At 60.0% G+C, this 23,128-nt stretch carries 25 protein-coding genes; 14 read left to right on the plus strand and 11 right to left on the minus strand.

Annotation, left to right across the window (positions count from 1 at the left end; all coding sequences use genetic code 11):
• Window positions 1-184: 184 nt before the first annotated feature.
• From KW841_RS24065 to KW841_RS24075, 3 genes are all read right to left on the minus strand, one after another.
• Complete coding sequence (locus tag KW841_RS24065) at window positions 185-1,087, minus strand: alpha/beta fold hydrolase (protein WP_218480067.1); 903 nt, start codon at window positions 1,085-1,087, stop codon at window positions 185-187.
• The gene (locus KW841_RS24070; RefSeq protein WP_102701466.1) at window positions 1,087-1,869 is read right to left on the minus strand and encodes a class II aldolase/adducin family protein; all 783 of its coding nucleotides are present in this window, start codon (window positions 1,867-1,869) and stop codon (window positions 1,087-1,089) included. The genes KW841_RS24065 and KW841_RS24070 overlap by 1 nt, the downstream gene beginning before the upstream one ends.
• Before the next feature lie 226 nt (window positions 1,870-2,095).
• Window positions 2,096-2,551 (minus strand): flavodoxin, encoded by a 456-nt coding sequence (locus KW841_RS24075; RefSeq protein ID WP_007970315.1) that lies wholly within the window; start codon window positions 2,549-2,551, stop codon window positions 2,096-2,098.
• Between the two features lie 102 nt (window positions 2,552-2,653).
• Here KW841_RS24075 and KW841_RS24080 point away from each other — a divergent pair, with 102 nt between their 5' ends.
• On the plus strand, window positions 2,654-3,130 hold the full coding sequence (locus KW841_RS24080; RefSeq protein WP_218480068.1) for a PAS domain-containing protein: 477 nt from the start codon (window positions 2,654-2,656) through the stop codon (window positions 3,128-3,130).
• Window positions 3,131-3,184: 54 nt separating this feature from the next.
• Window positions 3,185-3,790, plus strand: a complete 606-nt coding sequence (locus KW841_RS24085; RefSeq protein ID WP_007970311.1) for a hypothetical protein — start codon at window positions 3,185-3,187, stop codon at window positions 3,788-3,790.
• 3 nt (window positions 3,791-3,793) lie between these two features.
• On the opposite strand, the gene KW841_RS24090 is transcribed toward KW841_RS24085, so the two are convergent.
• Window positions 3,794-4,753, minus strand: a complete 960-nt coding sequence (locus tag KW841_RS24090) for a MerR family transcriptional regulator (RefSeq protein ID WP_218480069.1) — start codon at window positions 4,751-4,753, stop codon at window positions 3,794-3,796.
• Window positions 4,754-4,976: 223 nt separating this feature from the next.
• Between KW841_RS24090 and KW841_RS24095 the strand changes: the two genes are divergently transcribed.
• The 7 genes from KW841_RS24095 to KW841_RS24125 all read left to right on the plus strand — a co-directional run bounded on the left by KW841_RS24095 (window position 4,977) and on the right by KW841_RS24125 (window position 9,606).
• Window positions 4,977-5,546: an antibiotic biosynthesis monooxygenase gene (locus tag KW841_RS24095; RefSeq protein ID WP_116580984.1), complete on the plus strand. Its 570-nt coding sequence runs from the start codon at window positions 4,977-4,979 to the stop codon at window positions 5,544-5,546.
• 171 nt (window positions 5,547-5,717) lie between these two features.
• Entirely contained in the window at window positions 5,718-6,428 is a 711-nt protein-coding gene (folM, locus tag KW841_RS24100) for a dihydromonapterin reductase (RefSeq protein WP_218480070.1), read from the plus strand.
• Between the two features lie 20 nt (window positions 6,429-6,448).
• Entirely contained in the window at window positions 6,449-7,009 is a 561-nt protein-coding gene (gene folE / locus KW841_RS24105) for a GTP cyclohydrolase I FolE (RefSeq protein WP_218480071.1), read from the plus strand.
• Window positions 7,010-7,011: 2 nt separating this feature from the next.
• Window positions 7,012-7,383 carry a dihydroneopterin triphosphate 2'-epimerase gene (gene folX / locus KW841_RS24110; RefSeq protein ID WP_007970304.1) on the plus strand — a complete coding sequence of 124 codons (372 nt, stop codon included), beginning with the start codon at window positions 7,012-7,014 and terminating at the stop codon, window positions 7,381-7,383.
• A gap of 96 nt (window positions 7,384-7,479) precedes the next feature.
• Window positions 7,480-7,776 (plus strand): DUF1244 domain-containing protein, encoded by a 297-nt coding sequence (locus KW841_RS24115; RefSeq protein WP_008023232.1) that lies wholly within the window; start codon window positions 7,480-7,482, stop codon window positions 7,774-7,776.
• A complete protein-coding gene (locus KW841_RS24120) occupies window positions 7,769-8,107 on the plus strand; it encodes a HopJ type III effector protein (RefSeq protein WP_218480072.1) in 339 nt (112 codons plus the stop codon). The genes KW841_RS24115 and KW841_RS24120 overlap by 8 nt, the downstream gene beginning before the upstream one ends.
• 248 nt (window positions 8,108-8,355) lie before the next feature.
• Window positions 8,356-9,606 (plus strand): aspartate aminotransferase family protein, encoded by a 1,251-nt coding sequence (locus tag KW841_RS24125; protein ID WP_218480073.1) that lies wholly within the window; start codon window positions 8,356-8,358, stop codon window positions 9,604-9,606.
• Between the two features lie 173 nt (window positions 9,607-9,779).
• Here KW841_RS24125 and trxB read toward each other — a convergent pair whose 3' ends face one another.
• Window positions 9,780-10,736 (minus strand): thioredoxin-disulfide reductase, encoded by a 957-nt coding sequence (gene trxB, locus KW841_RS24130; RefSeq protein WP_007970300.1) that lies wholly within the window; start codon window positions 10,734-10,736, stop codon window positions 9,780-9,782.
• A gap of 315 nt (window positions 10,737-11,051) precedes the next feature.
• Between trxB and cysZ the strand changes: the two genes are divergently transcribed.
• Window positions 11,052-11,807 carry a sulfate transporter CysZ gene (gene cysZ, locus KW841_RS24135; RefSeq protein ID WP_218480074.1) on the plus strand — a complete coding sequence of 252 codons (756 nt, stop codon included), beginning with the start codon at window positions 11,052-11,054 and terminating at the stop codon, window positions 11,805-11,807.
• A 215-nt stretch (window positions 11,808-12,022) separates the two neighbouring features.
• Here cysZ and KW841_RS24140 read toward each other — a convergent pair whose 3' ends face one another.
• A complete protein-coding gene (locus KW841_RS24140) occupies window positions 12,023-12,820 on the minus strand; it encodes a hypothetical protein (RefSeq protein WP_218480075.1) in 798 nt (265 codons plus the stop codon).
• Window positions 12,821-12,851: 31 nt separating this feature from the next.
• On the opposite strand from KW841_RS24140, the gene KW841_RS24145 reads away from it, so the two are divergent.
• Complete coding sequence (locus tag KW841_RS24145; protein ID WP_218480076.1) at window positions 12,852-14,051, plus strand: glycosyltransferase family 1 protein; 1,200 nt, start codon at window positions 12,852-12,854, stop codon at window positions 14,049-14,051.
• A 119-nt stretch (window positions 14,052-14,170) separates the two neighbouring features.
• Here the strand turns inward: KW841_RS24145 and KW841_RS24150 are convergent, their stop codons facing one another.
• From KW841_RS24150 to KW841_RS24160, 3 genes are all read right to left on the minus strand, one after another.
• The gene (locus KW841_RS24150; protein ID WP_218480077.1) at window positions 14,171-15,274 is read right to left on the minus strand and encodes an NADH:flavin oxidoreductase; all 1,104 of its coding nucleotides are present in this window, start codon (window positions 15,272-15,274) and stop codon (window positions 14,171-14,173) included.
• A 219-nt stretch (window positions 15,275-15,493) separates the two neighbouring features.
• A complete protein-coding gene (locus KW841_RS24155) occupies window positions 15,494-15,976 on the minus strand; it encodes a glutathione peroxidase (RefSeq protein WP_007970293.1) in 483 nt (160 codons plus the stop codon).
• Window positions 15,977-16,098: 122 nt separating this feature from the next.
• Window positions 16,099-16,584, minus strand: a complete 486-nt coding sequence (locus KW841_RS24160) for a peptidylprolyl isomerase (protein ID WP_007942189.1) — start codon at window positions 16,582-16,584, stop codon at window positions 16,099-16,101.
• On the opposite strand from KW841_RS24160, the gene KW841_RS24165 reads away from it, so the two are divergent.
• From KW841_RS24165 to KW841_RS24175, 3 genes are all read left to right on the plus strand, one after another.
• Window positions 16,553-16,879 carry a DUF3565 domain-containing protein gene (locus KW841_RS24165; protein ID WP_218480078.1) on the plus strand — a complete coding sequence of 109 codons (327 nt, stop codon included), beginning with the start codon at window positions 16,553-16,555 and terminating at the stop codon, window positions 16,877-16,879. The genes KW841_RS24160 and KW841_RS24165 overlap by 32 nt on opposite strands.
• 61 nt (window positions 16,880-16,940) lie before the next feature.
• On the plus strand, window positions 16,941-19,040 hold the full coding sequence (pta, locus tag KW841_RS24170; protein ID WP_218480079.1) for a phosphate acetyltransferase: 2,100 nt from the start codon (window positions 16,941-16,943) through the stop codon (window positions 19,038-19,040).
• On the plus strand, window positions 19,041-19,946 hold the full coding sequence (locus KW841_RS24175) for an acyltransferase (protein ID WP_218480080.1): 906 nt from the start codon (window positions 19,041-19,043) through the stop codon (window positions 19,944-19,946). It abuts the gene before it with no gap.
• 178 nt (window positions 19,947-20,124) lie between these two features.
• Here the strand turns inward: KW841_RS24175 and cysN are convergent, their stop codons facing one another.
• On the minus strand, window positions 20,125-22,023 hold the full coding sequence (gene cysN, locus KW841_RS24180; RefSeq protein ID WP_102701496.1) for a sulfate adenylyltransferase subunit CysN: 1,899 nt from the start codon (window positions 22,021-22,023) through the stop codon (window positions 20,125-20,127).
• Window positions 22,024-22,032: 9 nt separating this feature from the next.
• Window positions 22,033-22,950: a sulfate adenylyltransferase subunit CysD gene (gene cysD / locus KW841_RS24185; protein ID WP_007970286.1), complete on the minus strand. Its 918-nt coding sequence runs from the start codon at window positions 22,948-22,950 to the stop codon at window positions 22,033-22,035.
• Between the last annotated feature and the right edge of the window lie 178 nt (window positions 22,951-23,128).

Raw genomic sequence — 23,128 nt, forward strand, 5'->3', positions numbered from 1 at the left:
ATTGATAGAGATACGGACACGAACCCTGTGGCGAGGGGGCTTGCCCCCGTTGGGCTGCGAAGCGGCCCCAAACCATACAGCGCAGTGATTCAGATATAACGCGTTCAGCAGGTTTACGACTGCTTCGCAGCCGAACGGGGGCAAGCCCCCTCGCCACAGAAGCAGAGCAGGTTCACGCTGCAAATCAGGAGCAGGCGACTTTGCGCGGTGGGGAAAGCAACTGATCGCGAAACGCCAGGTAATGCCTGAGGACCTCGCAGGGTGCCTCGATCTGCGGGTAGTGGCCGATGTCGGGCAATACCACGGTGTCCGCATCCGGGATCAGTTCCCGGTAACGCTCGACCATATGCGCACCGGAGATCGGATCGACCCCGCCATCGATCACTCGCAGCGGCACTTCACCGCGCTGCATCGCACTCACCCAGCGGTTGCGCCAGACCCGTCGCTCCGGAATGTAGGCGATCAATTTGTGCATGATTCGTGGCCCGCGATGGCTTTCGACCAGGCTCCAGAAGTCATCCATCTGGCTTTCACTGGGACGGGTTTGCGGGCCGAAAATCTGCCGAAAGCTTCTCACCAGGCCATCACGGCTGAAGGCGCGGCCAATCATCCAGCCCAAAGGGCTGAGCAAGAGTTTTTGCATCAATACCGGGCGGTGGGTTTCCGGAAACAGCCCGCCGTTGAGAAACACACAACTGGCCAGCTCCGCCCGCGACTCGTAATGCCGGGCCAGCAGTTCCTGGGCCACGCTGTCGCCATAGTCGTGGGCGAACAGGTGCACCGGCTGCGCGACATTCAGGTGCTCAAGCAGTGCCTGTTGCAGATCCGCTTGCTCCAGCAGGCTGTATTCGTGATTCGCCGGTTTGGCCGAATCGCCGAAGCCGAGCATGTCGCAAGCGATCACGCGAAAGCGCTGGGTCAATGGCTGCCACAGGTAATGCCAGTCCCAACTGGCGGACGGAAAACCGTGAATCAGCAACAGCGGCTCACCCTGCCCCGCCGTCCAGTAACGGATGCTGTGGCCACGGAAAACGAACGTCTGGCTGCGTTTGCGCCAGACACACAGAGGAATCTCGGCGAGTGCCATTAGAGTTTATAACCCGGGTCCAGTTTATCGAGCTTGCGCAGCAGCGCCGGCCACGCCAGCGCTCCGCCCATTCCTTGAGCACTTCTGGTGACACCCGCGATCATGGCTTTGGCGCCGGCCAGAATCTGCGGTTCGATGGCAATCAGTTCAGCCGCACCGTTTTGCGCCATGACTTGAATGTCGCAGGCACGTTGAAAGGTAAACATCATCAGGAACGTATCGGCGATGGTGCTGCCACAGGTCAGCAGACCGTGGTTATGCAGCATCAGGAAATTGTTTTCACCGAGGTCCGCCTGCAGCCTCACTTTCTCTTCATGGTTGAGCGCCACACCTTCGTAGGCGTGGTAGGCCAGGCTGGAAAGCACGAACAACGATTGTTGGCTGATCGGCAGAACGCCCTGCTTCTGGGCCGAGACCGCCACCCCTGAAGCCGTGTGGGTGTGCAGCACACAAACCACATCGTGACGCACTTCATGCACGGCGCTGTGGATGGTGTAACCCGCCGGATTGATCTCGTAAGGACTGTCCATCAGCTTGTTGCCGGCCTGGTCCACCTTGACCAGGCTCGACGCGGTCATTTCGTGAAACATCAACCCGAACGGATTGATCAGGAAATCTTCGGTGCCGGGTACCTTGGCGGAGATGTGGGTAAAGATCAGGTCATCCCAACCGTGTTGGGCAACCAGGCGATAACAGGCCGCCAGGTCAACGCGAGTCTGCCACTCGGCAGCACTGACCTGGTCTTTGACACTGTGTGGCGATTGGACGGGAGCGACAGTCACGGCAAGGAGCCTCGATGTTTTTTATTATGGAGTGTTTCCTATGTTTACCGAGTCTAGTCAGCCCTTGAGGTTCGTGTAGTTGCATTGGCAGCCAGCTTGATGTCTCAGCGAGTCAGTCGCCCTGCTGCCCTGGATCCATGTCAAACGACCGGCGCAAGCAAGGGGCTGACAGGCCGCTTTTACCGCACTGTCAGAACCCTGACTGGCGTTGATGGCGGGTTATCCGTCACTCGCGCAGTGCACTGATCAGCTCCGCCAGCCAAGGCTCGGCGTCTGTTTCGGGGGTCACGCTTTCGCTGGCATCCAGGCGCAGCATTGGCAGCACTTCGCGAATGCCCAGTTCACCGAACAATTCACGCATCTGCTCGCCGCCGCCACAAAAAGTATCGCCATAACTCGCATCGCCCAATCCGATCACCGCCCCCGGCAAACCGCGCCAGGCCGCTGGCAATTGATCACGAATGGTCGAATACAGCGGTTGCAGGTTGTCCGGCAATTCGCCCATGCCGGTGGTCGAGGTCACCGCCAGAAAGGCTTCGGGGCCAAACGCCTGGATATCGGCGAGGGTCGCACGCGGGTTGTGCCAGGTTTCGAAACCGGCGGCTTTCAACAGGCTGGCGGCGTGGCGGGCAACTTCTTCGGCCGTGCCGTACACCGAGCCGGAAATGATGGCGACTTTCATCAATCTGATCCTGAATCCGAGTAAAAAACCCGGATATTAACAGCACAGTCGTGATTGTTCTTTTAGAATGCAATCGACAATCAATCAGGAAAGGATACTCCGATGATTAATGCTCAACTGCTGCAAATGGTGATCAACGCGTCCAACGACGGCATCGTGATTGCCGAAAAGGAAGGCGAACAGGACAAAATCCTCATTTATGTCAACCCCGCGTTCGAACGCCTGACGGGGTACTCCAGCGAAGAGATTCTCTATCAGGATTGTCGTTTCCTGCAGTCGGGGGATCGCGACCAGGACGCCCTGCCGTTGATTCGCGACGCCTTGAACCGAGAGGGTTCCTGCCGGGAAATACTGCGCAACTACCGCAAGGACGGCACACCGTTCTGGAATGAGCTGTCCCTTTCAACGGTGAAAAATCCAGCGGACGGGCAAACCTACTTTGTCGGTGTGCAGAAAGACGTCACCGTGCAAGTCAAGGCGCAACAGCGCGTGGCTCAACTGGAGGGGCAAGTCGCTGAACTCCAGGCCGAGCTTGCCGCACTCAAGGCGACGAACGGCGCAAACGAAACTCAGAATTAATGGTCAGTAACTACAATCACCAATAACTTTGTAACTATACCTTTCGAGCTGGCCATGCAACGCGACGCGCTCCTGACCCAGGATGAGCTGGATTTCATCCAGACCATGCAACACAACCCGCAACTCAATGTGCGGGATGCGACGTCGAGCCTGCTCGTCAACGGTGGATCGCAAATTCGTGACCTGCTCACCCGCCTGGCGGCCCATGAGCAGGTCACCATTCAAGCCAGCTTCGAAAACCAGCAAATAACCTTCCCCCTGCACCTGGTGGAAGACGAGTTCCATGCGATGCATTTGCGTCTCGGCGTGCCGAGCATCTATGAAGACGGGCCCATGGTCCGGCCTTGGCGCCTGGTACTGGACGAGCCGGTAGCGCTGGAAAACGCCCAGGGTCAACCCGGGACCCTGTGGGTACACGAAGTCTCGTGCAAAGGGGTTTTGCTGGAGGTTCGCAACAAGACCAAGCCACCGAAGCATTTCGCCTTGTGGTTCAGCCCTTCAGGCTATGAGCGGATTGCCTTGCGCGGCACCTTCGAGAAAGAAAACGAACAGGGCTTCTACGCCTATCAACTGAACCAGAGCGATACGGACGAAGCCGAACGTCTGCGCCAGTTCATCCTGCAACAGCATCGTTTGACCCACCCAACGCTGCATCTCTGAACCTCAAGTATCCAGATTTCCCGCCAGGAACTGCTTCAGACGCTGGCTCATGTCCTTCCCTTCATTGCCCAGGCAACCGATCGATGACCCGGCCAGGCTTTCCTGCGCCAGGTCAGAAGCATCTCCAGCCAACAACAATCGACACTCCAGGCCCAAGGCCAGGCGATTCAAGCGCCGTGGTAACTCGGCATTCGGCACCTGATTGGAAAACAATACCAGTGCCATGGGTTTGATCCTTTCACACATCAGCGCCAGTTCGTCGAATGGCTGGCCTATGTTCAATACGCGAATGGCTGATGGCCCGGAACTCAGGAACAGGGCGGCAACCAACAGCTCCAGCTCCCGGCAGTGACCATCCAAGGCACAGATGACCACGCGACGCGGCTGCTTCTCGCGCGTCAACAGCAAGCGCTGCACGACCCGCGAACGCAGAAAACCATCCAGGAACAGCCACTCGCTGGTTACGCCGAACTGGTCCTGGCGCTGCAGCAACTGCTTCCAGACGGGGATCAAAATGTCCTGAAATACCACCGGCAGGGCGTAACTGGAAAAGATTTGCCCGTAGACCTGCTCCAGCTGAAGGTCGTCAAACCCGTTGACCGCAGCAAGAACCTGCTGCTGCCACTGTGCGTAATCGGCTTCCACGAGGCTGCTGGGAATGATGTGCGACAACGTCTGGAGCGGCTCGGTCCTGGCCAGGATCTTGCCGACCCTGCTGACCGCAACACCGCGCTCTATCCAGCCGAGGATGCTGCGGACGCGCTCAATATCGGCCATCGAATACAGTCGATGCCCGCTATCGGTGCGTGTTGGAACAATGAGGCCATAACGTCGCTCCCAGGCGCGAAGCGTGACCGGGTTGACACCTGTCAGTCGCGCCACCTCGCGAATGGGAAAGAGCTCTTCCTGTTCGAGCACGACGGCCTGCGTGGATCCTGAAGCGACGTCTGTAAGTATGGGCATCCTGTTGAAACATCCCTGTATCGTCCGTCCGATATTCTAACGCCCCCGCCCCGTAAAGTTTCCGTAAAAAATCAATACTGCGAAGGAGCGGGTAAACGTCACAGACGCCACGGGCAGAATCAGGAATAATCCTTGCTTGTTTCAAGTCGCAGCCCACCACCCCGGCGCTGCGCCTGGCGAAGCGCCTATCCGGAGCGACGCAAATGCCTTATGGAGATACACAATGTCTACCCCACCCGTCACGCTGATGGTTGCGCGCCGCGTTGCCAATGGACGTTATCAGGACCTGATCGCCTGGCTGCGCGAAGGCGAGCAATTGGCCACCGACTTTCCCGGCTACCTCGGCTCCGGCGTACTCGCACCGCCGCCCGACGATGACGAATTCCAGATCATTTTCCGCTTCGCCGACGAACAGACTCTGCACGCCTGGGAACATTCCGTCTCTCGCAGCGCCTGGCTCGGACGCGGCAGCGACCTGTTCGCCCACCCGACAGAACACCGGGTCAGCGGTATCGAAGGCTGGTTTGGCGTCGCCGGTCAACGCCCGCCGCGCTGGAAACAGGCCGTGGCGATCTGGCTGGCGTTCTTTCCGGTCTCGCTGCTGTTCAACTTTGTGCTGGGGCCGCTGATCAGTGACATGAGCCTGCTGCCGCGGGTGTTCATCAGCACGCTGTGCCTGACGCCACTGATGGTTTATTTGTTCATTCCGTTGTCGACCCGTTTGCTGGCCAATTGGCTGAACAGTGCGCCAGCTCGACCGCTGCCCGCAGAACCCACCGTCCAAAATCGCTGATCCCCCTGTGGGAGCGAGCTTGCTCGCGATGAGGGCGTGTCAGTCAACATATGTGTCGTCTGACAGTCCGCAATCGCGAGCGAGCTCGCTCCCACAGTTGTTTCCCCCCGCAATAGGTAGAGCGCTGCGGTCGCTGGTATAGTTTTACTCTCACCGCGACGCGAGCCGTTCATGACTTCTTCCGCAGCCCCTATCCTGATTACCGGCGCCGGCCAGCGTGTCGGCCTGCACTGCGCCCGGCGATTGCTGGAAGACGGCCATCGCGTGATTTTCAGCTACCGCAGCGAGCGGCCCGGCGTACAAACCCTGCGCGACCTGGGGGCCAGCGCCGTGTTCGCGGACTTCGCCAGCGAGGCCGGGATCCTCGCCTTCATCAGTGAACTGAAAACCCACACCGACTGTTTGCGGGCGATTGTCCACAACGCCTCCGAATGGCTGGCGGAAACACCGGACACTGACGCTGCAGCATTCACCCGCATGTTCAGCGTGCACATGCTGGCGCCCTACCTGATCAACCTGCATTGCGCCGATCTGCTGCAACACTCAAGCCCCGCAGACATCGTGCACATCAGCGATGACGTGACCCGCAAGGGCAGCAGCAAGCACATTGGCTATTGCGCCAGCAAAGCCGGACTCGACAGCCTGACCCTGTCCTTCGCCGCCAGGTACGCGCCGGGCATCAAGGTCAACGGGATTGCGCCGGCCCTGCTACTGTTCAACCCTGAAGACGACGCGGCCTACCGCGCCAAGGCACTGGCCAAGTCCGCGCTGGGCATCGAACCCGGCTGCGAAGTGATCTACCAGAGCCTGCGCTATCTGCTCGACAACCCTTATGTCACCGGCACCACCCTGACCGTCAACGGCGGAAGGCACATCAAATAAGTGTCCCGCGAGGATTTTCCATGACGTTATCCCTGCCCCAGAATTATCGAGAGATCCTCATCGGCCTTGGTGAGAATCCAGACCGCGAAGGCCTGCTCGACACCCCGGTGCGCGCAGCCAAAGCCATGCAGTACCTTTGCCATGGTTACGAACAAAGTGTCGAAGAGATCGTCAATGGCGCGCTGTTCTCTTCCGACAACGATGAAATGGTGATCGTCGACAACATCGAGCTGTATTCACTTTGCGAACACCACATGCTGCCCTTCATCGGCAAGGCGCATGTGGCTTATATTCCAACCGGCAAGGTGCTGGGGCTGTCGAAGATTGCGCGGCTGGTGGACATGTTCGCCCGGCGCCTGCAGATCCAGGAAAACCTCACCCGGCAAATCGCCGACGCCGTGCAACAGGTGACCGGTGCGGCAGGCGTCGCAGTGGTCATCGAAGCGCAGCACATGTGCATGATGATGCGCGGCGTCGAGAAACAGAATTCGACCATGAACACCTCCGTGATGCTCGGCGCCTTCCGCGAGTCGAGCAACACCCGCCAGGAGTTCCTGCAATTGATTGGACGGAGCAAGTAGCAATGCCACAACTTCAGCCAGGCATGGCACGTATCCGGGTCAAAGACCTGTGCCTGCGTACCTTTATCGGCATCAATGAGGATGAAATCCTCAACAAGCAGGATGTGCTGATCAACCTCACCATTCTGTACGCGGCCCAGGAAGCGGTACGTGACAACGACATCGATCACGCGCTGAACTACCGCACGATCACCAAGGCGATCATCGCCCACGTGGAAGGCAACCGCTTTGCGCTGCTCGAACGCCTGACCCAGGAAATTCTCGACCTGGTGATGGCCAACGCATCGGTGCTCTACGCCGAAGTCGAGGTCGACAAGCCCCACGCGCTGCGATTCGCCGAGTCGGTGTCGATAACGCTTGCAGCGAGCCGCTAGCTACAAGCTTCAAGCGCCAAGCTGTAAACTTGGACTCAACGCCAATCATCTGGCAGCTTCAAGCTTGCCGCTTGCAGCTGTCTCGCAGAGACCCCCATGACCGATCAACAACGCCTGGAACTCGAAGCCGCCGCCTTTCGTCGGCTGGTGGCCCACCTGGACAGCCGCAAGGATGTGCAGAACATCGACCTGATGAACCTCTCGGGCTTCTGCCGCAACTGCCTGTCCAAGTGGTACAAGGCGGCGGCGGATGAGCGCCAGATCGAGGTCAGCCTCGACGAAGCCCGCGAAGTGGTTTACGGCATGCCGTACGCCGAATGGAAAGCCCAATATCAGCAAGAAGCCAGCGCCGAACAACAGGCGGCGTTCGCCAAAGGAAAACCCAATGAGTGATTTGAACACCCTGCGCGCCAGCCTCAACAGCGGCGAACACGCCTTCGCCGACACCCTGGCGTTCATTGCTGGCGGTTACGACTACCAGCCTCAGGCCTTCAACAACGGTGGTGTGGAAAACGCGGCCGGGCAGAACGAAGGCTCGTGCAAGACCCTGGGGCTCGCGCTGCTCGAAGGCTTGAGCGATGAAGAAGCCCTGCTGGCTTTCGGCGAGCATTACCGCTCGGTGCTGGCAACGCCAGAAGGCAGCGACCACGGCAACATCCGCGCGTTGATTGCCCACGGCCTGGCGGGTGTGAAGTTCGTCCAACAGCCGCTGACACGCCGCTGATTTGATTTGTAGGAGCGAGCCCGCTCGCGATGGACTGAAGAACGCTACGGGGTGTCAGGCTCCCAGCGTGATCGTTCACCACCATCGCGAGCAAGCTCGCTCCTACAGGTTTTGCGTTCATGGCGCGGAATTGATCACAAGCACAACCCGACTTTTAAGATTGACCCGGCAACTTTATTTCGTTTGCCCCGTAGCACCGCTCACGGCTTAGATAAAAAGAAGTCCTCCTTCTTCCGAGCCGGTCATTCATGCGCAGCGAAACCATCAGCCAGTCGATCAACATCGTTCACCCTGTCACGCTCAGCCACGGCAAGAATGCCGAGGTCTGGGACACCGATGGCAAACGCTACATCGACTTTGTCGGCGGCATCGGCGTGTTGAACCTCGGCCATTGCCATCCGCGTATCGTCGAGGCCATTCGCGAACAAGCCACGCGGCTGACCCACTATGCGTTCAACGCGGCGCCCCATGTGCCTTACCTCGAACTGATGGATCGCCTCAGTGCGTTCATGCCCGTGGGTTACCCGGTCAGCGGCATGCTCACCAACAGCGGCGCGGAAGCGGCGGAAAACGCCCTGAAGATTGTCCGTGGCGCCACAGGCCGCAGCGCGGTCATCGCCTTCGACGGCGCATTCCACGGCCGCACACTGGCCACGCTCAACCTCAATGGCAAAGTGGCGCCCTACAAACAGAAAATCGGCGTGCTGCCGGGGCCGGTGTATCACCTGCCCTTTCCCGGCCCGGACAACGGCGTGACCTGCGCCGAAGCCCTCAAAGCCATGGAGCGTCTGTTCAGCGTCGAGATCGATGTCGAAGACGTCGCCTGCTTTATCGTTGAACCGGTGCAGGGCGAAGCGGGCTTCCTGGCCATGGACGTCGAGTTCGCCCAGGCGCTGCGCAAGTTCTGCGACGACAAGGGCATTGTGCTGATCGCCGATGAAATCCAGTCCGGTTTCGGCCGTACCGGCCAGCGCTTCGCGTTCTCACGGCTGGGCATCGAGCCGGATCTGATCCTGCTCGGCAAAAGCATCGCCGGCGGCGTGCCGCTGGGGGCGGTGGTCGGGCGCAAATCGCTGCTGGATAACCTGCCCAAGGGCGGACTGGGTGGCACTTACTCGGGCAATCCCATCGCCTGCGCCGCCGCGCTGGCGACGCTGGATGAAATGACCGATGCCAACCTGCACGCCTGGGGCACACAACAGGAAGAAGCGATTGTCGGCCGCTATGAAACCTGGCGCTTGAACAACCTGACGCCGTATCTGGGCCGTCTGACCGGCGTCGGTGCGATGCGCGGCATCGAGCTGATCAACGCCGATGGCTCGCCCGCACCGGCACAATTGACCCAACTGCTGGCTTTGGCGCGGGATGCGGGACTGCTGCTGATGCCCAGTGGCAAATCGCGGCACATCATTCGCTTGCTGGCGCCGCTGACCATCGAGGCTGCGGTGCTGGAAGAAGGGCTGGATATTCTTGAAGCCTGCCTGGCAAAACTGACCTGAACACTATCCCTGTGGGAGCGGGCTTGCTCGCGAAAGCGGTGGATCAGCCAGCATCAATGTTGAATGACACACCGCCTTCGCGAGCAAGCCCGCTCCCACACCGGAGTGTTATCAAGCATTAAATCGTGGGCATAAAAAAACCGGCCGAGGCCGGTTTTTTTACCAAAACAGAATCAAGCGTTCTGCAGATTGTCGAGGTAACGCTCGGCATCCAGTGCCGCCATGCAACCGGCACCAGCCGAGGTGATGGCCTGACGATACACGTGGTCGGCCACGTCACCGGCGGCGAAGATGCCTTCGAGGTTGGTGGCGGTGGCGTTGCCGTCACGGCCACCCTGCACGACCAGGTAACCGTCTTTCAACGTCAGTTGGCCTTCGAACAGCGAAGTGTTCGGAGTATGGCCGATGGCGATGAACACACCGTCGACTTTCACTTCGTCGAAGCTGCCGTCGTTGTTCTTCAAGCGGGCACCAGTCACGCCCATGTTGTCGCCCAGTACTTCGTCCAGGGTCGCGTTCAGCTTCAGCTCGATCTTGCCTTCGGCAACACGGGCGTTCAGCTTGTCGATCAGGATCTTCTCGGCGCGGAAGGTTTCGCGACGGTGGATCAGGGTGACTTTGCTGGCGATGTTGGCCAGGTACAGGGCTTCTTCGACAGCGGTGTTGCCACCGCCGACCACAGCCACCGGCTTGTTGCGATAGAAGAAACCGTCGCAGGTTGCGCAGGCGGAGACGCCTTTGCCCATGAACGCTTCTTCGGACGGCAGGCCCAGGTAACGAGCACTGGCGCCGGTGGCGATGATCAGGGCATCGCAGGTGTAGGTCGCGCTGTCACCAGTCAGGGTGTACGGCTTGGCAGCGAAGTCCACGGCATTGATGTGATCGAAAACGATCTCGGTTTCAAAGCGTTCGGCGTGCTCGCGCATCCGCTCCATCAGCGCCGGGCCGGTCAGGCCGTGGACGTCGCCCGGCCAGTTGTCGACTTCGGTGGTGGTGGTCAATTGACCGCCGGCCTGCATGCCAGTGATCAGCAGTGGCTTGAGGTTGGCACGGGCGGCATAGACCGCAGCGCTGTAACCGGCAGGGCCGGAACCGAGAATAATCACTCGCGAATGACGGACTTCAGACATGACCTGCTCCTGTTGACCGGCCCGGAACACCTGGCGCGGAACGCCGGATTGCCGGCTGGAATAAAAAAGAACGGTTGAAAGCACTTGGGGAAGGCTTGAACCCGACCGTCCTGTAAAAAGATTGGGTGCAGCGTATCGAGGGGGCGAAGATTAAGGAAATACGGATTAACAATCCAGCTCATAGGTGGTCTCTATGCAATCTGCCCGACGACATCGACGTCTTTGTTACAGTGAATGTCGATACCGCCACCGCGCTTTCGCCTGTGAAGCAAAGCCGGTAAGGTCGGCGCGTTTTCCCTCTGCCCGGAGCAACTTATGCCCGCCCCTGTTCTGTCCGGCCCGCAATACCTGCGTGAAGGCCTCAAGCTGGTGCTGAGCCCCAGCCTGCGTTTGTTTGTGTTGTTGCCGCTGGCGATCAACCTGGTGCTGTTCGTCGGATTGATCTACCTGGCCGGCCATCAATTCAGCCTGTGGGTCGACACGCTGATGCCGTCCCTGCCCGACTGGCTGAGTTTTCTCAGCTACATCCTCTGGCCGCTGTTCGTGGTGCTCGTCGTGCTGATGGTGTTCTTCTCCTTCACCATGCTCGCCAACGTCATTGCTGCGCCATTCAACGGCTTCCTCGCAGAGAAAGTCGAAGTGGTGGTGCGCGGCACCGATGATTTTCCGGCCTTCAGCTGGGGCGAACTGATTGCGATGATCCCGCGCACCCTGGCCCGGGAAATGCGCAAGCTCGGCTACTTCCTGCCGCGGGCGATCGGGCTGTTCATCCTCTCGTTCATCCCGGTGGTGAACATCATTGCCGCGCCGCTGTGGCTATTGTTCGGCGTGTGGATGATGGCGATCCAGTACATCGACTACCCGGCGGACAACCACAAGCTGGGCTGGAACGAGATGCTTCGCTGGCTGCGCGAGAAGCGCTGGCAGAGCATGAGTTTTGGCGGGATTGTTTATCTGGTGTTGCTGATTCCGGTGGTCAACATCCTGATGATGCCGGCGGCAGTGGCCGGGGCTACGTTGTTCTGGGTGCGTGAGCGGGGTGCCGAGGCGCGGGGGATTCCTGCCCGATGACAGACGTCATGCAGGCAGCAAACTGGCAGAACCAGTTGAAGACCCTTCATCAGCGGACCTGATTCTCCCAGAGACGTTTGGTAAAAAACCTGCGGTAAGGACGCTTGATCCTTGCCGCAGATTCCTCAGGAGGGGCCGTACTCCGTCACCTTCGAATTTGACCGCCTGCAGCGGGGAGATGAAAACAGTTTCGCGAATTGCCCTCTCCGACTCGATTATTCAACTTGAAACATAATCATCCCGCTAGGCGAAGACATGCCGTTCACAAACGCCACCGCTTTGACGCCCTTGAGACCGCGGTCCCACGAACGGGTGAAACGCCAAAGACCAGGCATTAATTTTGTGGCCTCGCCCAGGAAACTACCGTCATAGTTCTGTATCTGAACAGCGCTCGCTGCAGGGTCACAGCCCACGACAATTGGCACAGGGCCTTGCCGGTATCGGCTATCGTCCACGGGTGCCGCAATCAATGGCGCATCGCTTTTTACGGACACAGTGAACCTTCGCTCTACGCTTGGATAGGAGGGCACTCCATTCACAATCTGTCCAGTCCTGACGGACCACTGACCCTCGACCCACTTATGGAGGTATCGCCACTTTTTGCCTTCAACGATAGCCTCGGCCCAGATGGTGTTATCCGGATTCAAAATGTGAACCTTGGCGCCTTGTAAACAGTCCCCCGCTAACATCACGTATCCAGGGGCATGTTGACTGTTTTGTGGGGGGTAAAGAGTCGTTGGCGGATCCACCGCGACTGCGTCAGTTCCTTCTGCCACCTCTGACGAAAGTAGTAATTGATATGGATTTTTTGTCTGGTCGGTCATGATATTAGTGCTCCAGTTCGCGGCGGAATTGCCGGTAAGCGGAACCTTTTTAGCGCTGCGACAGCGTGCAAACAACCTCTCAAAACTGACAGTCCAGGCGAACGGCGCGCTGTTTCCTGAATCGGATTCTGCGTAACCGGCCTCGGTTTCAACTGCCCAGGCTTGATGAACACAAGTTTGCATCGTCACAAATCCATCATCCCGACGTCACACTGACGACATGGCCCCAGCCGACACTGGGTTCATGACGACAGCTCTGCATATCACCCTGATCACCGAAACCTTCCCTCCGGAAATCAACGGCGTGGCCAACACCCTGGGTCGCTTGTGCGACGGTTTGCGCGCGCGCGGGCATCAGGTGGAACTGGTACGCCCACGCCAAGGCTGCGACCAGCAGTTGAGCAGCGACGATGAGTTGCTGCTGTGCCGCGGCTGGCCGCTACCGGGCTATCCCGGTCTGCAATGGGGTCAGTCGTCGATGCACAAGCTGCTGCGGCGTTGGACGCGTCACCGCCCGGACGTGCTCTACATTGCCACCGAGGGCCCGCTGGGCCTGTCGGCCTTGCGTGCGGCACGGCGTCTGGGGATTTCCGTGGTCAGCGGTTTCCACACCAATTTCCAGCAGTACTCCAACCAGTACGGCCTTGGTTTGCTCACGCGCCTGCTGACTCACTACCTGCGCTGGTTCCACAACCGCTCGACCATGACCCTGGTGCCCAGCGTCAGTCAGCGAATGGAACTGGAACGACGGCATTTCGAACGTCTGGCGTTGCTCTCCCGAGGGGTCGACAGTGAGTTGTTTCACCCGGCCAAACGACTCAGTGCCCTGCGCGAGCAATGGGGACTGACCGAGGAAGACATCGCCGTCATTCACGTCGGACGCCTGGCCCCGGAAAAGAATCTTGGCTTGCTCAAACGCACCTTCAATACCCTCAAGGCCAGTTATCCCCAGCGCACCCTGAAACTGATCGTGGTCGGCGACGGTCCGCAGCGCCAGGAACTGCAAAACGAAATGCCCGAGGCGATTTTCTGCGGCACCCAGCGGGGTGAGGCCCTGGCTTGTCACTACGCGTCGGGCGACGTATTTCTGTTTCCGAGCCTGACTGAAACCTTCGGCAATGTGGTGCTTGAAGCGCTGGCCTCAGGGCTCGGCGTGGTGGCCTACGACCAGGCGGCGGCGGCCCAGCATATTCGTCATGGCTACAACGGTGTGTTGGCGATGCCGGGGGATGAAGAAGCGTTCTGCGATGCAGCGGCATGGCTGCTGGAGGACGGGGAAGCCTTGCGCAATGTGCGGCTCAATGCGCGCCAGCATGCCAGTCGCCAGGGTTGGGCGACGATCATCGAGCAGTTCGAGGGACAGTTGCGCGGGGCGTGTGCCCGAGAGATGGTGGTGCCGAATGCACCGATTGTTCCCTGATTTTGTAGTGCTCTTTAGTCAGCCATCGCGAGCAAGCTCGCTCCCACAGGGGGTTTGTGTACGACACAGAACCAATGTGGGAGCGAGCTTGCTCGCGATGAGGCCTTCCCGGTCGCCGCTTAAACCAGCGTCATCAACGCTTCACGGCTGAACGGCAGGATGTCTTCCTCACGACCATCGCGCACTTTCTGTGCCCAGTCCGGGTCCACCAGCAACGCACGACCGACCGCCACCAGGTCGAACTCGTCGTTGTTCAGGCGCTCCAGCAGTTTTTCCAGGCTGGCCGGTTGTGCCACTTTGTCGGTGTTGACCATGAACTGCAGGAACTCGCCATCCAGGCCGACGCTGCCCACGGTGATGGTCGGCTTGCCGGTGAGTTGGCGGGTCCAGCCAGCCAGGTTCAGCTCGGAACCGTCGAACTCCGGCTCCCAGAAGCGGCGGGTCGAGCAGTGGAAAATATCCACGCCGGCATCGGCCAACGGCTTGAGGAACTCGCCCAGCGCCTCCGGGGTTTGCACCAGACGCGCGGTGTAGTCCTGCTGCTTCCACTGGGAGAAACGGAAGATGATCGGGAAGCCTTCACCGACCGCGGCACGCACGGCCTGAATCAATTCAATGGCGAAGCGCGAACGGTTGGCCAGGCTGCCGCCGTATTCGTCGGTACGCTGGTTGCTGCCTTCCCAGAAGAACTGGTCGACCAGGTAACCGTGGGCACCGTGGATTTCCACGCCGTCCATGCCGATGCTCTGGGCGTCCTTGGCAGCCTGGGCAAACGCGGTGATCACGTCCTGGATATCCTGCTGGGTCATGCCGTGCACAACGACCTGTCCGTCCTTGTTTTTTTCCGACGGGCCATAGCCCGGCACGCTGGCGTCCGGCTCGGTGCCGATACGACGTACGCTGCCCACATGCCACAACTGCGGAACGATCTTGCCGCCTTCGGCGTGAACGGCGTCGACGACTTTCTTCCAGCCGGCCAGCGCCGCGTCACCATAGAAGTGCGGAACGTTCGGGTAGCCGTTAGAAGCTTTGTGACCGACGGTGGTGCCTTCGGTGATGATCAGGCCGACGCCTGCAGCGGCGCGGCGACGGTAGTATTCGATCACTTTGGAATTCGGCACGCCGCCCGGAGAAAAGGAGCGGGTCATCGGCGCCATGACGACGCGGGTCGGCAATTCGAGGGTGCCGAGGTGGAACGGTTTGAACAGGGCTTTTACGGGCATGGGACGCTCCACGGAAGAATGACTTTATGACGGTGATAATATGGAGAGTCCAACACATTGAACAGCATTATTGATCAGCGTGATTAAGGGTCAAAAGGTAGGGAGTACTGTAGGAGCGAGCCCGCTCGCGATGGTCGTCAACGATGACGCTGTAATCCAGACACAGCGCGGCGTTCTCAGGTTCATCGCGAGCAAGCTCGCTCCTGCAGGGGAGGGGAATCAGCTCAGCGCTTTTTCAATCGCATGAACAATGGTCGGATCATCCGGCGCCGTACGTGGCGAGAACCGCGCCAGTACGCGACCGTCCTTGCCCAGCAGGAACTTCTCGAAGTTCCAGGTGATATCGCCGGGGAATTCCGCACCCTCGCCCGCCAGCAAGCGGTACAGCTGATGACGGTCATGCCCGTTGACTTCCAGCTTGCTGGACAACGGGAAGGTCACACCATAGTTGAGGCTGCAGAAATCCTTGATCTCCTGCTCGGTCCCCGGTTCCTGCCCGGCAAACTGGTTGCACGGCAGGCCCAACACGCTGAAGCCTTTGGCCTTGTATTGTTGGTAGAGGTTTTCCAGCGCCGCGTACTGCGGGGTCAGGCCGCATTTGGAGGCAACGTTGACCACCAATACGACTTGGCCTTTGAAAGGCGCCAGAGGTAGCTCCTGTCCATCCAGGGCTGTCAATTTAAGGTCGTGAAAAGCACTCATGGCGTACTCCAGATTCCCGTGTTCTTCTCGAAACAGCCACTTGGCGGTGTCGTCAGGGACAGCCGCAGACTAAAAAGGCGCCCTCGGGGCGCCTCTCCAGTTATCTGAGCTTAGCGCAGAAATCAGTGGTGATGGCCACCTTCGCCATGGACGTGGCCATGAGCGATTTCTTCCTGGCTGGCGTCACGGATGGCAACGATCTTGACCTGGAAATTCAGGCGCTGACCGGCCAATGGGTGGTTGCCGTCAACGGTCACGTCGTCGCCGTCCAGATCACGGATGGTCACGATCTGCATCTGGCCGTCCGGAGCGGAAGCGTGGAACTGCATGCCCACTTCCAGCTCGTCGACGCCTTCGAACATGCTGCGGCTCAGGGTGCTGACCAGTTCGGCGGCGTATTCGCCGTAAGCGTCTTCCGGTTCAACGGCTACGGTCAGCTCGTCGCCGACGGCCTTGCCTTCCAGAGCCTTTTCCAGGCCCGGGATGATGTTGCCTGCGCCTTGCAGGTAGACCAGCGGCGCGCCGCCGGCGGAGCTGTCGATGACCTCACCAGCGTCGTTGGTCAGGGTATAGTCGATGGAGACAGCCTTATTGGCGGCGATCAGCATGGGGCGAAACCTTTTGTATAGGAATATAGAAAGGCCCAGTTTAGCGAAGCAATCGACCGAAAGCGAACACAACCCGGACAAACGGGATTCGACGGTCACAGGCTTCCATCAGGACGAGGACGGCCACTGGGTGGCCGAGCTTTCCTGCGGCCACACCCAACACCTGCGGCACCAGCCGCCCTGGCAATCCCGCGCCTGGGTCATGGACCCTGTGCAGCGCCAGGAAAAAATAGGCCAGCCCTTTGATTGCGGTTGGTGCGCACAAGGCACGGTTAGCGATAACCTTGGCGACTGAATTTCGGTAATCGACCAGCCATAGGTCGTGACCATTGCCATGCACCTTCCAGAGAATCCGCATGCAAACTTTTTTTATCGCGCCCACCGATTTTGGTGTGGGTCTGACCTCCATCAGCCTCGGGCTGGTGCGTACCCTTGAGCGCGCCGGGCTCAAGGTCGGCTTTTTCAAACCGATTGCCCAGCCGCATCCGGGCGACACGGGCCCGGAACGTTCCACCGAACTGGTGGCGCGTACCCACGGCTTGAAACCGCCTCAGCCACTGGGCCTGGCGCATGTCGAGCGCATGCTCGGCGACGGCCAGCTCGATGAGCTGCTCGAGGAAATCATCACCCTGTATCAGCAGGCGGCCATTGGCAAGGACGTGCTGATCGTCGAGGGCATGGTGCCGACCCGTAGCGCCAGTTACGCCGCGCGGGTCAACCTGCACCTGGCCAAAAGCCTCGACGCCGAGGTGATCCTGGTCTCGGCACCGGAAAACGAAGTGCTGACCGAACTCTCCGGTCGCGTCGAGTTGCAGGCGCAATTGTTCGGCGGCCCGAAAGACCCGAAAGTCCTCGGCGTGATCCTCAACAAGGTCAAGACCGAGGAAAGCATGGAGGCCTTCGCCACGCGCCTGAAGGAGCATTCGCCGTTGCTGCGCAGTGGTGATTTCCGCTTGCTCGGCTGCATTCCGTTCCAACCGGAACTGAACGCCCCGCGCACCCGCGACGTCGCCGACCTGATGGGCGCGCAAGTGCTCAACGCCGGTGATTATGAAACCAGGCGCATGACCAAGATCATCATTTGCGCCCGCACCATGCGCAACACCGTGGAGTTGCTCAAGCCCGGCGTGCTGGTGGTGACCCCCGGCGACCGCGACGACATCATCCTCGCCGTCAGCCTCGCGGCCTTGAACGGCGTGCCACTGGCCGGCCTGCTGCTGACCAGCGACACCCTGCCCGACCCGCGCATCATGGACCTGTGTCGAGGTGCCCTGCAGGCCGGGCTGCCGGTGCTGTCGGTGAGTACCGGCTCCTATGACACCGCCAACCTGCTCAATGGCCTGAACAAGGAAATCCCCATCGACGACCGCGAGCGCGCCGAAATCATCACCGATTTCATCGCTGGCCATCTCGATGCCAACTGGTTGCACCAGCGCTGCGGTACACCGCGCGAGATGCGCCTGTCGCCAGCGGTGTTCCGCTATCAATTGATCCAGCGCGCCCAGGCGGCCAACAAGCGCATCGTGCTGCCCGAAGGCAGCGAGCCGCTGACCGTGCAGGCCGCAGCGATCTGCCAGGCCCGTGGCATCGCTCGCTGCGTGCTGCTGGCCAAGCCCGAGGACGTGCAGGCCGTCGCCCGCGCCCAGGGCATCGAGCTGCCGCCTGGTCTGGAAATCATCGATCCGGATTTGATCCGCGAGCGCTACGTCGAGCCAATGGTCGCGCTGCGCAAAAGCAAAAGCCTCAACGCGCCGATGGCCGAGCAACAACTCGAAGACACCGTGGTGATCGGCACCATGATGCTGGCCCTCGATGAAGTCGACGGCCTCGTATCGGGCGTGATCAACACCACCGCCAACACCATCCGCCCGGCCCTGCAGCTGATTAAAACAGCACCGGGCTGCACCCTGGTGTCTTCGGTGTTCTTCATGCTGTTCCCCGAAGAAGTGCTGGTCTACGGCGACTGCGTGATGAACCCGCACCCGAGCGCCAGCGAACTGGCCGAGATCGCCCTGCAAAGCGCCGACTCGGCCGCCGCATTCGGCATCACCCCGCGGGTGGCGATGATCAGCTACTCCAGCGGCGAATCGGACAGCGGCGAGGAAGTCGAAAAGGTCCGCGAGGCCACTCTGCTCGCCCACGAACAACAGCACTCGCTGCTGATCGACGGCCCCTTGCAGTACGACGCCGCGGCCAACGAAAGCGTCGCCCGGCAGCTGGCGCCGAACAGCCAGGTGGCCGGTCGTGCCACGGTGTACGTGTTCCCCGACCTCAACACCGGCAACACCACCCACAAAGCCGTGCAGCGCAGCGCCGACTGCGTCAGCCTCGGGCCGATGCTGCAAGGCCTGCGTAAACCGGTGAACGATTTGCCGCGCGGCGCGCAGGTCGACGACATCGTCTACACCATCGCCCTGACCGCGATTCAAGCCGCCAACCGACCTATGGATGTGTAAATGCTGGACTTCCTACCCGCCCCGTTGCGCGGCGTGATCGCCTCGCTGCTGCTGGCATTGAACACGATTTTGCTCTGCTCGTTCCTGTTCTGCGTGGCGCTCGTCAAGGCATTGCCGTTCGCCCTCACCCAACGCATCGCGGGCTGGCTGATGAGCCATACCCATGAAGCCTGGATCAGCCTCAACAAAGGCTGGATGAACCTGGTGCGCCGCACGCGCTGGCACATCAGCGGCCTGCAAGGCCTCGACTACCGGCACTCGTACCTGATCACCAGCAACCACCAGAGCTGGGTCGACATCCTGGTGCTGCAATACGTGCTCAACCGACGCATTCAACCGTTGAAGTTCTTTCTCAAACAAGAGCTGATCTGGGTCCCGGTGATTGGTCTGGCCTGGTGGGCGCTGGGCTTTCCGTTCATGAAGCGCTACTCCAAGGCCTATCTGGAGAAGCACCCGGAGAAAAAAGGCAAGGACCTGGAAACCACCCGCAAGACCTGCGCGAAATTCCGCGACAACCCGGTGGGTATTTTCAACTTCGTCGAAGGCACGCGCTTCACCGAGGGCAAGCACAAGCAACAGCAATCACCCTTCAAGTACCTGCTCAGGCCCAAGGCCGGTGGCATTGCCTTTGTGCTGGATGCGATGGGCGAACAACTGGAGTCGATCGTCAACGTGACCATCCACTACCCGGCCGGGCGCCCTGGTTTCTGGGACTTGTTGTGCGGGAACATCGCGGATGTGGTGGTGCACTTTGAAGAGCTGAAGATTCCGCCGCAGTTCATCGGCAAGAACTACGACCAGGATGGTGAGTATCGCTTGCAGTTCCAGGGCTGGATCAATCAGATGTGGCAGGACAAGGATGCGTTGCTTGCGCAGATGCATCGCGAGTATCCAGCGAAGTCTTGAGGTGCCTGTACTGGCCTCTTCGCTGGCAAGCCAGCTCCTACAGGAATCGCGCCGTACACAAAAAACGTGAACACCTCAAACACTGTGGGAGCTGGCTTGCCAGCGATGGCGATTTCAAGGACACAAAAAAACCCGCCGATGATCACTCATCGGCGGGTTTTTCATTTCTGCCTAGCGCTTAAATCGCACCACGCTCGCGCAGCAGACCCAGCACTTGCTTGACGCCTTCTTCCAGCGACACGGACTGGGTGTCGATCACCAGGTCGGCATCCAGCGGCACGTCGTACGGGAAGGACTCACCCGGGATGTTATCCCCGGCCGCCGCGTACAGGCCTTGCGGATCACGCTCGGCGCAGACGGTCGGCGAAGCCTGGACGTAGACCGTCAGCAGACGTTCCTTGCCGATCAGTTCCCGAGCCTGTTCACGACCTTCGGCGCTCGGCGCAACAAACGCCGCCAGTGTCAGCAGACCGGCTTCGTTGAACTGACGCGCAACGTGAGCGGCACGACGCCAGTTTTCGGTACGCCCGGCGCGATCCTGTGGCAGACCCTTGTTCAGGTCGTGACGCAGGTTCTGGCCATCGAGCACGAACACCGCACGGCCAAGGTCGAACAGCTTGCGTTCAACGGCATACGCCAGAGTGCTCTTGCCCGCGCCCGACAGGCCGCTGAACAACACGGTGGCCGGTTGCTGGCCGAAGCGCTGTGCGCGCTCTTCGGTGGCGACGTGGGCCAGCTTGCCGTGGTGGGTGCTGGTGCCATGGGCCAAAGGCTGGGCGACGATCATGCCGGCGCCGACGGTGCCATTGGTCAGGCGGTCGATGATGATGAAGGCACCGGTGGTGCGGTTGCTGTCGTAACCGTCGAGGGCAATCGGCGCGTCGAGCGCGATCTTGACCTTGCCGATTTCGTTCAACTGCAACGCGCTGGCCGGACCTTCTTCCAGGGTGTTCACGTCGACCTTGTTGACGATGCTGGCGATGGAGCCCGGCACGTAACTGGTGGCGCGCTTGATGTCGTATTTTTTGCCCGGCAGCATCGGTTCTTCAGCCATCCACACCAGCATGGCTTCGAAGCTGTCGGTCACCGGCGGCACGTTGTCGGCGTGAACCAACAGGTCACCACGGGAGATGTCGATTTCGTCTTCCATGGTCAGCGTGACGGCCTGACCTGGACCTGCGTGTTCCAGCTCACCTTCGAAGGTGACGATGGACTTCACGCGGCTGCTCTTGCCCGACGGCAGCACCACGACTTCGTCGCCTTTCTTGACGATGCCGCTGGCCAGCGTACCGGCGAAGCCACGGAAGTTCAGGTTCGGACGGTTGACGTACTGCACCGGGAAACGCAGGTCGGTGAAGTTGCGGTCGCCCGCCACTTCCACGGTCTCGAGGATTTCCATCAGCGACTGGCCGGTGTACCACGGCGAGCGCTCGGACTTGTTCACCACGTTGTCGCCCTTCAATGCCGACATCGGCACGAAGTGCATGCTGGTGGGCTTCATCTTCAGGCCTTCGGCGAACTGCAGGTAGTCGGCCTTGATCGACTCGAACACGCCTTGATCGAAGTCCTTGAGGTCCATCTTGTTGATGGCCACGACTATGTGCTTGATGCCCAGCAACGAGGCGATGAAGCTGTGGCGACGGGTCTGGGTCTGCACGCCGTAGCGGGCGTCGACCAGGATGATCGCCAGGTCACAGGTGGACGCACCGGTGGCCATGTTGCGGGTGTACTGCTCATGGCCGGGGGTGTCGGCGATGATGAATTTGCGCTTGGCGGTGGAGAAATAGCGGTACGCGACATCGATGGTGATGCCTTGCTCACGCTCGGCCTGCAGACCGTCGACCAGCAACGCCAGGTCGATGTCTTCGCCGGTGGTGCCGACTTTTTTCGAGTCGCGGGTGATCGCTTCCAGGTGATCTTCGTAGATCATCTTGGAGTCGTGCAGCAGGCGCCCGATCAGGGTGCTCTTGCCGTCGTCGACGTTACCGCAGGTCAGAAAGCGCAGCAGCTCTTTACGTTCGTGCTGGCCCAGGTAGGCGAGGATGTCCTCGCTGATCAAATCAGATTGATGCGACATGACAGCCCCTTAGAAATAACCTTGACGTTTTTTGTCTTCCATCGAGCCTGCGCCATCGTGGTCGATGACACGGCCCTGGCGCTCGGAAGTTCGCGTCAGGAGCATTTCCTGAATGATGTCCGTAAGGCTTTCGGCCTCGGACTCCACCGCGCCCGTCAACGGGTAGCAACCAAGGGTACGGAAACGCACTTTCTTTTTGACGATGCGCGCTTTGTCTTCATCGCTCAGGTGCTCGAGGATGCGCTCGTCGTCGATCATGATCAGCGTGCCGTTCTTCTCGATGACTTCACGCTCGGCGGCGAAGTACAGCGGGACGATCGGGATGCCTTCAAGGTAGATGTACTGCCAGATGTCCAGTTCGGTCCAGTTCGACAGCGGGAAAACGCGGATCGATTCGCCCTTGTTGACCTTGCCGTTGTAGACGTTCCACAGCTCGGGACGCTGGTTCTTCGGATCCCAGCGGTGCTTGCTGTCGCGGAACGAGTACACGCGTTCCTTGGCGCGAGACTTCTCTTCATCACGACGGGCGCCGCCGAACGCTGCGTCGAAACCATGCTTGTCGAGTGCCTGCTTCAGGCCCTCGGTCTTCATGATGTCGGTGTGCTTGGCGCTGCCGTGGGTGAACGGGTTGATGTTCTGCGCCACGCCGTCCGGGTTGACGTGGGTGATCAGGTCGAGGCCCAGCTCGGCGACCATCTTGTCACGGAAGGCGTACATCTCCTGGAATTTCCAGCGAGTGTCGACGTGCATCACCGGAAACGGCAGCTTGCCCGGGAAGAACGCCTTGCGTGCCAGATGCAGCATCACGGCGGAGTCTTTACCGATGGAGTACAGCATCACCGGGTTGTCGAACTCGGCGGCCACCTCGCGGATGATGTGGATGCTTTCCGCCTCCAGCTGTTTCAGATGCGTCAGTTTGTCGACCATGGCTACTCACGAAAGCTTTCTTATGAACGGCCAGCGGGCCGTGTTCGAGCGGGGATCCTAGCACAGCGACCTCTTCTAATCAGGACGCCAACTAGATCGAAAGAGCATATGAATATGCCCCGCTGTTTGGGCACATCGCCCCTCTGTAGGAGCGAGCTTGCTCGCGATGAACCTGAGA

Origin of the sequence: Pseudomonas sp. PDM28 (assembly GCF_019219115.1) — a bacterium.
Classification (GTDB): domain Bacteria; phylum Pseudomonadota; class Gammaproteobacteria; order Pseudomonadales; family Pseudomonadaceae; genus Aquipseudomonas; species Aquipseudomonas laurylsulfatiphila.

Excerpts from the sequence above, each read along its gene's own strand:
- cysD (WP_007970286.1), bottom strand. The coding sequence starts at position 22,950 with ATGGTCGACAAACTGACGCATCTGAAACAGCTGGAGGCGGAAAGCATC.
- KW841_RS24150 (WP_218480077.1), bottom strand. The coding sequence starts at position 15,274 with ATGCCCGTAAAAGCCCTGTTCAAACCGTTCCACCTCGGCACCCTCGAA.
- KW841_RS24075 (WP_007970315.1), bottom strand. The coding sequence starts at position 2,551 with ATGAAAGTCGCCATCATTTCCGGCTCGGTGTACGGCACGGCCGAAGAA.
- cysN (WP_102701496.1), bottom strand. The coding sequence starts at position 22,023 with ATGTCGCATCAATCTGATTTGATCAGCGAGGACATCCTCGCCTACCTG.
- cysZ (WP_218480074.1), top strand. The coding sequence starts at position 11,052 with ATGCCCGCCCCTGTTCTGTCCGGCCCGCAATACCTGCGTGAAGGCCTC.
- KW841_RS24065 (WP_218480067.1), bottom strand. The coding sequence starts at position 1,087 with ATGGCACTCGCCGAGATTCCTCTGTGTGTCTGGCGCAAACGCAGCCAG.
- folE (WP_218480071.1), top strand. The coding sequence starts at position 6,449 with ATGACGTTATCCCTGCCCCAGAATTATCGAGAGATCCTCATCGGCCTT.
- pta (WP_218480079.1), top strand. The coding sequence starts at position 16,941 with ATGCAAACTTTTTTTATCGCGCCCACCGATTTTGGTGTGGGTCTGACC.
- KW841_RS24175 (WP_218480080.1), top strand. The coding sequence starts at position 19,041 with ATGCTGGACTTCCTACCCGCCCCGTTGCGCGGCGTGATCGCCTCGCTG.
- KW841_RS24095 (WP_116580984.1), top strand. The coding sequence starts at position 4,977 with ATGTCTACCCCACCCGTCACGCTGATGGTTGCGCGCCGCGTTGCCAAT.
- KW841_RS24090 (WP_218480069.1), bottom strand. The coding sequence starts at position 4,753 with ATGCCCATACTTACAGACGTCGCTTCAGGATCCACGCAGGCCGTCGTG.
- KW841_RS24080 (WP_218480068.1), top strand. The coding sequence starts at position 2,654 with ATGATTAATGCTCAACTGCTGCAAATGGTGATCAACGCGTCCAACGAC.
- folX (WP_007970304.1), top strand. The coding sequence starts at position 7,012 with ATGCCACAACTTCAGCCAGGCATGGCACGTATCCGGGTCAAAGACCTG.
- KW841_RS24155 (WP_007970293.1), bottom strand. The coding sequence starts at position 15,976 with ATGAGTGCTTTTCACGACCTTAAATTGACAGCCCTGGATGGACAGGAG.
- KW841_RS24165 (WP_218480078.1), top strand. The coding sequence starts at position 16,553 with ATGGAGACAGCCTTATTGGCGGCGATCAGCATGGGGCGAAACCTTTTG.
- KW841_RS24160 (WP_007942189.1), bottom strand. The coding sequence starts at position 16,584 with ATGCTGATCGCCGCCAATAAGGCTGTCTCCATCGACTATACCCTGACC.
- folM (WP_218480070.1), top strand. The coding sequence starts at position 5,718 with ATGACTTCTTCCGCAGCCCCTATCCTGATTACCGGCGCCGGCCAGCGT.
- KW841_RS24120 (WP_218480072.1), top strand. The coding sequence starts at position 7,769 with ATGAGTGATTTGAACACCCTGCGCGCCAGCCTCAACAGCGGCGAACAC.
- KW841_RS24145 (WP_218480076.1), top strand. The coding sequence starts at position 12,852 with ATGGCCCCAGCCGACACTGGGTTCATGACGACAGCTCTGCATATCACC.
- KW841_RS24085 (WP_007970311.1), top strand. The coding sequence starts at position 3,185 with ATGCAACGCGACGCGCTCCTGACCCAGGATGAGCTGGATTTCATCCAG.
- trxB (WP_007970300.1), bottom strand. The coding sequence starts at position 10,736 with ATGTCTGAAGTCCGTCATTCGCGAGTGATTATTCTCGGTTCCGGCCCT.
- KW841_RS24115 (WP_008023232.1), top strand. The coding sequence starts at position 7,480 with ATGACCGATCAACAACGCCTGGAACTCGAAGCCGCCGCCTTTCGTCGG.
- KW841_RS24125 (WP_218480073.1), top strand. The coding sequence starts at position 8,356 with ATGCGCAGCGAAACCATCAGCCAGTCGATCAACATCGTTCACCCTGTC.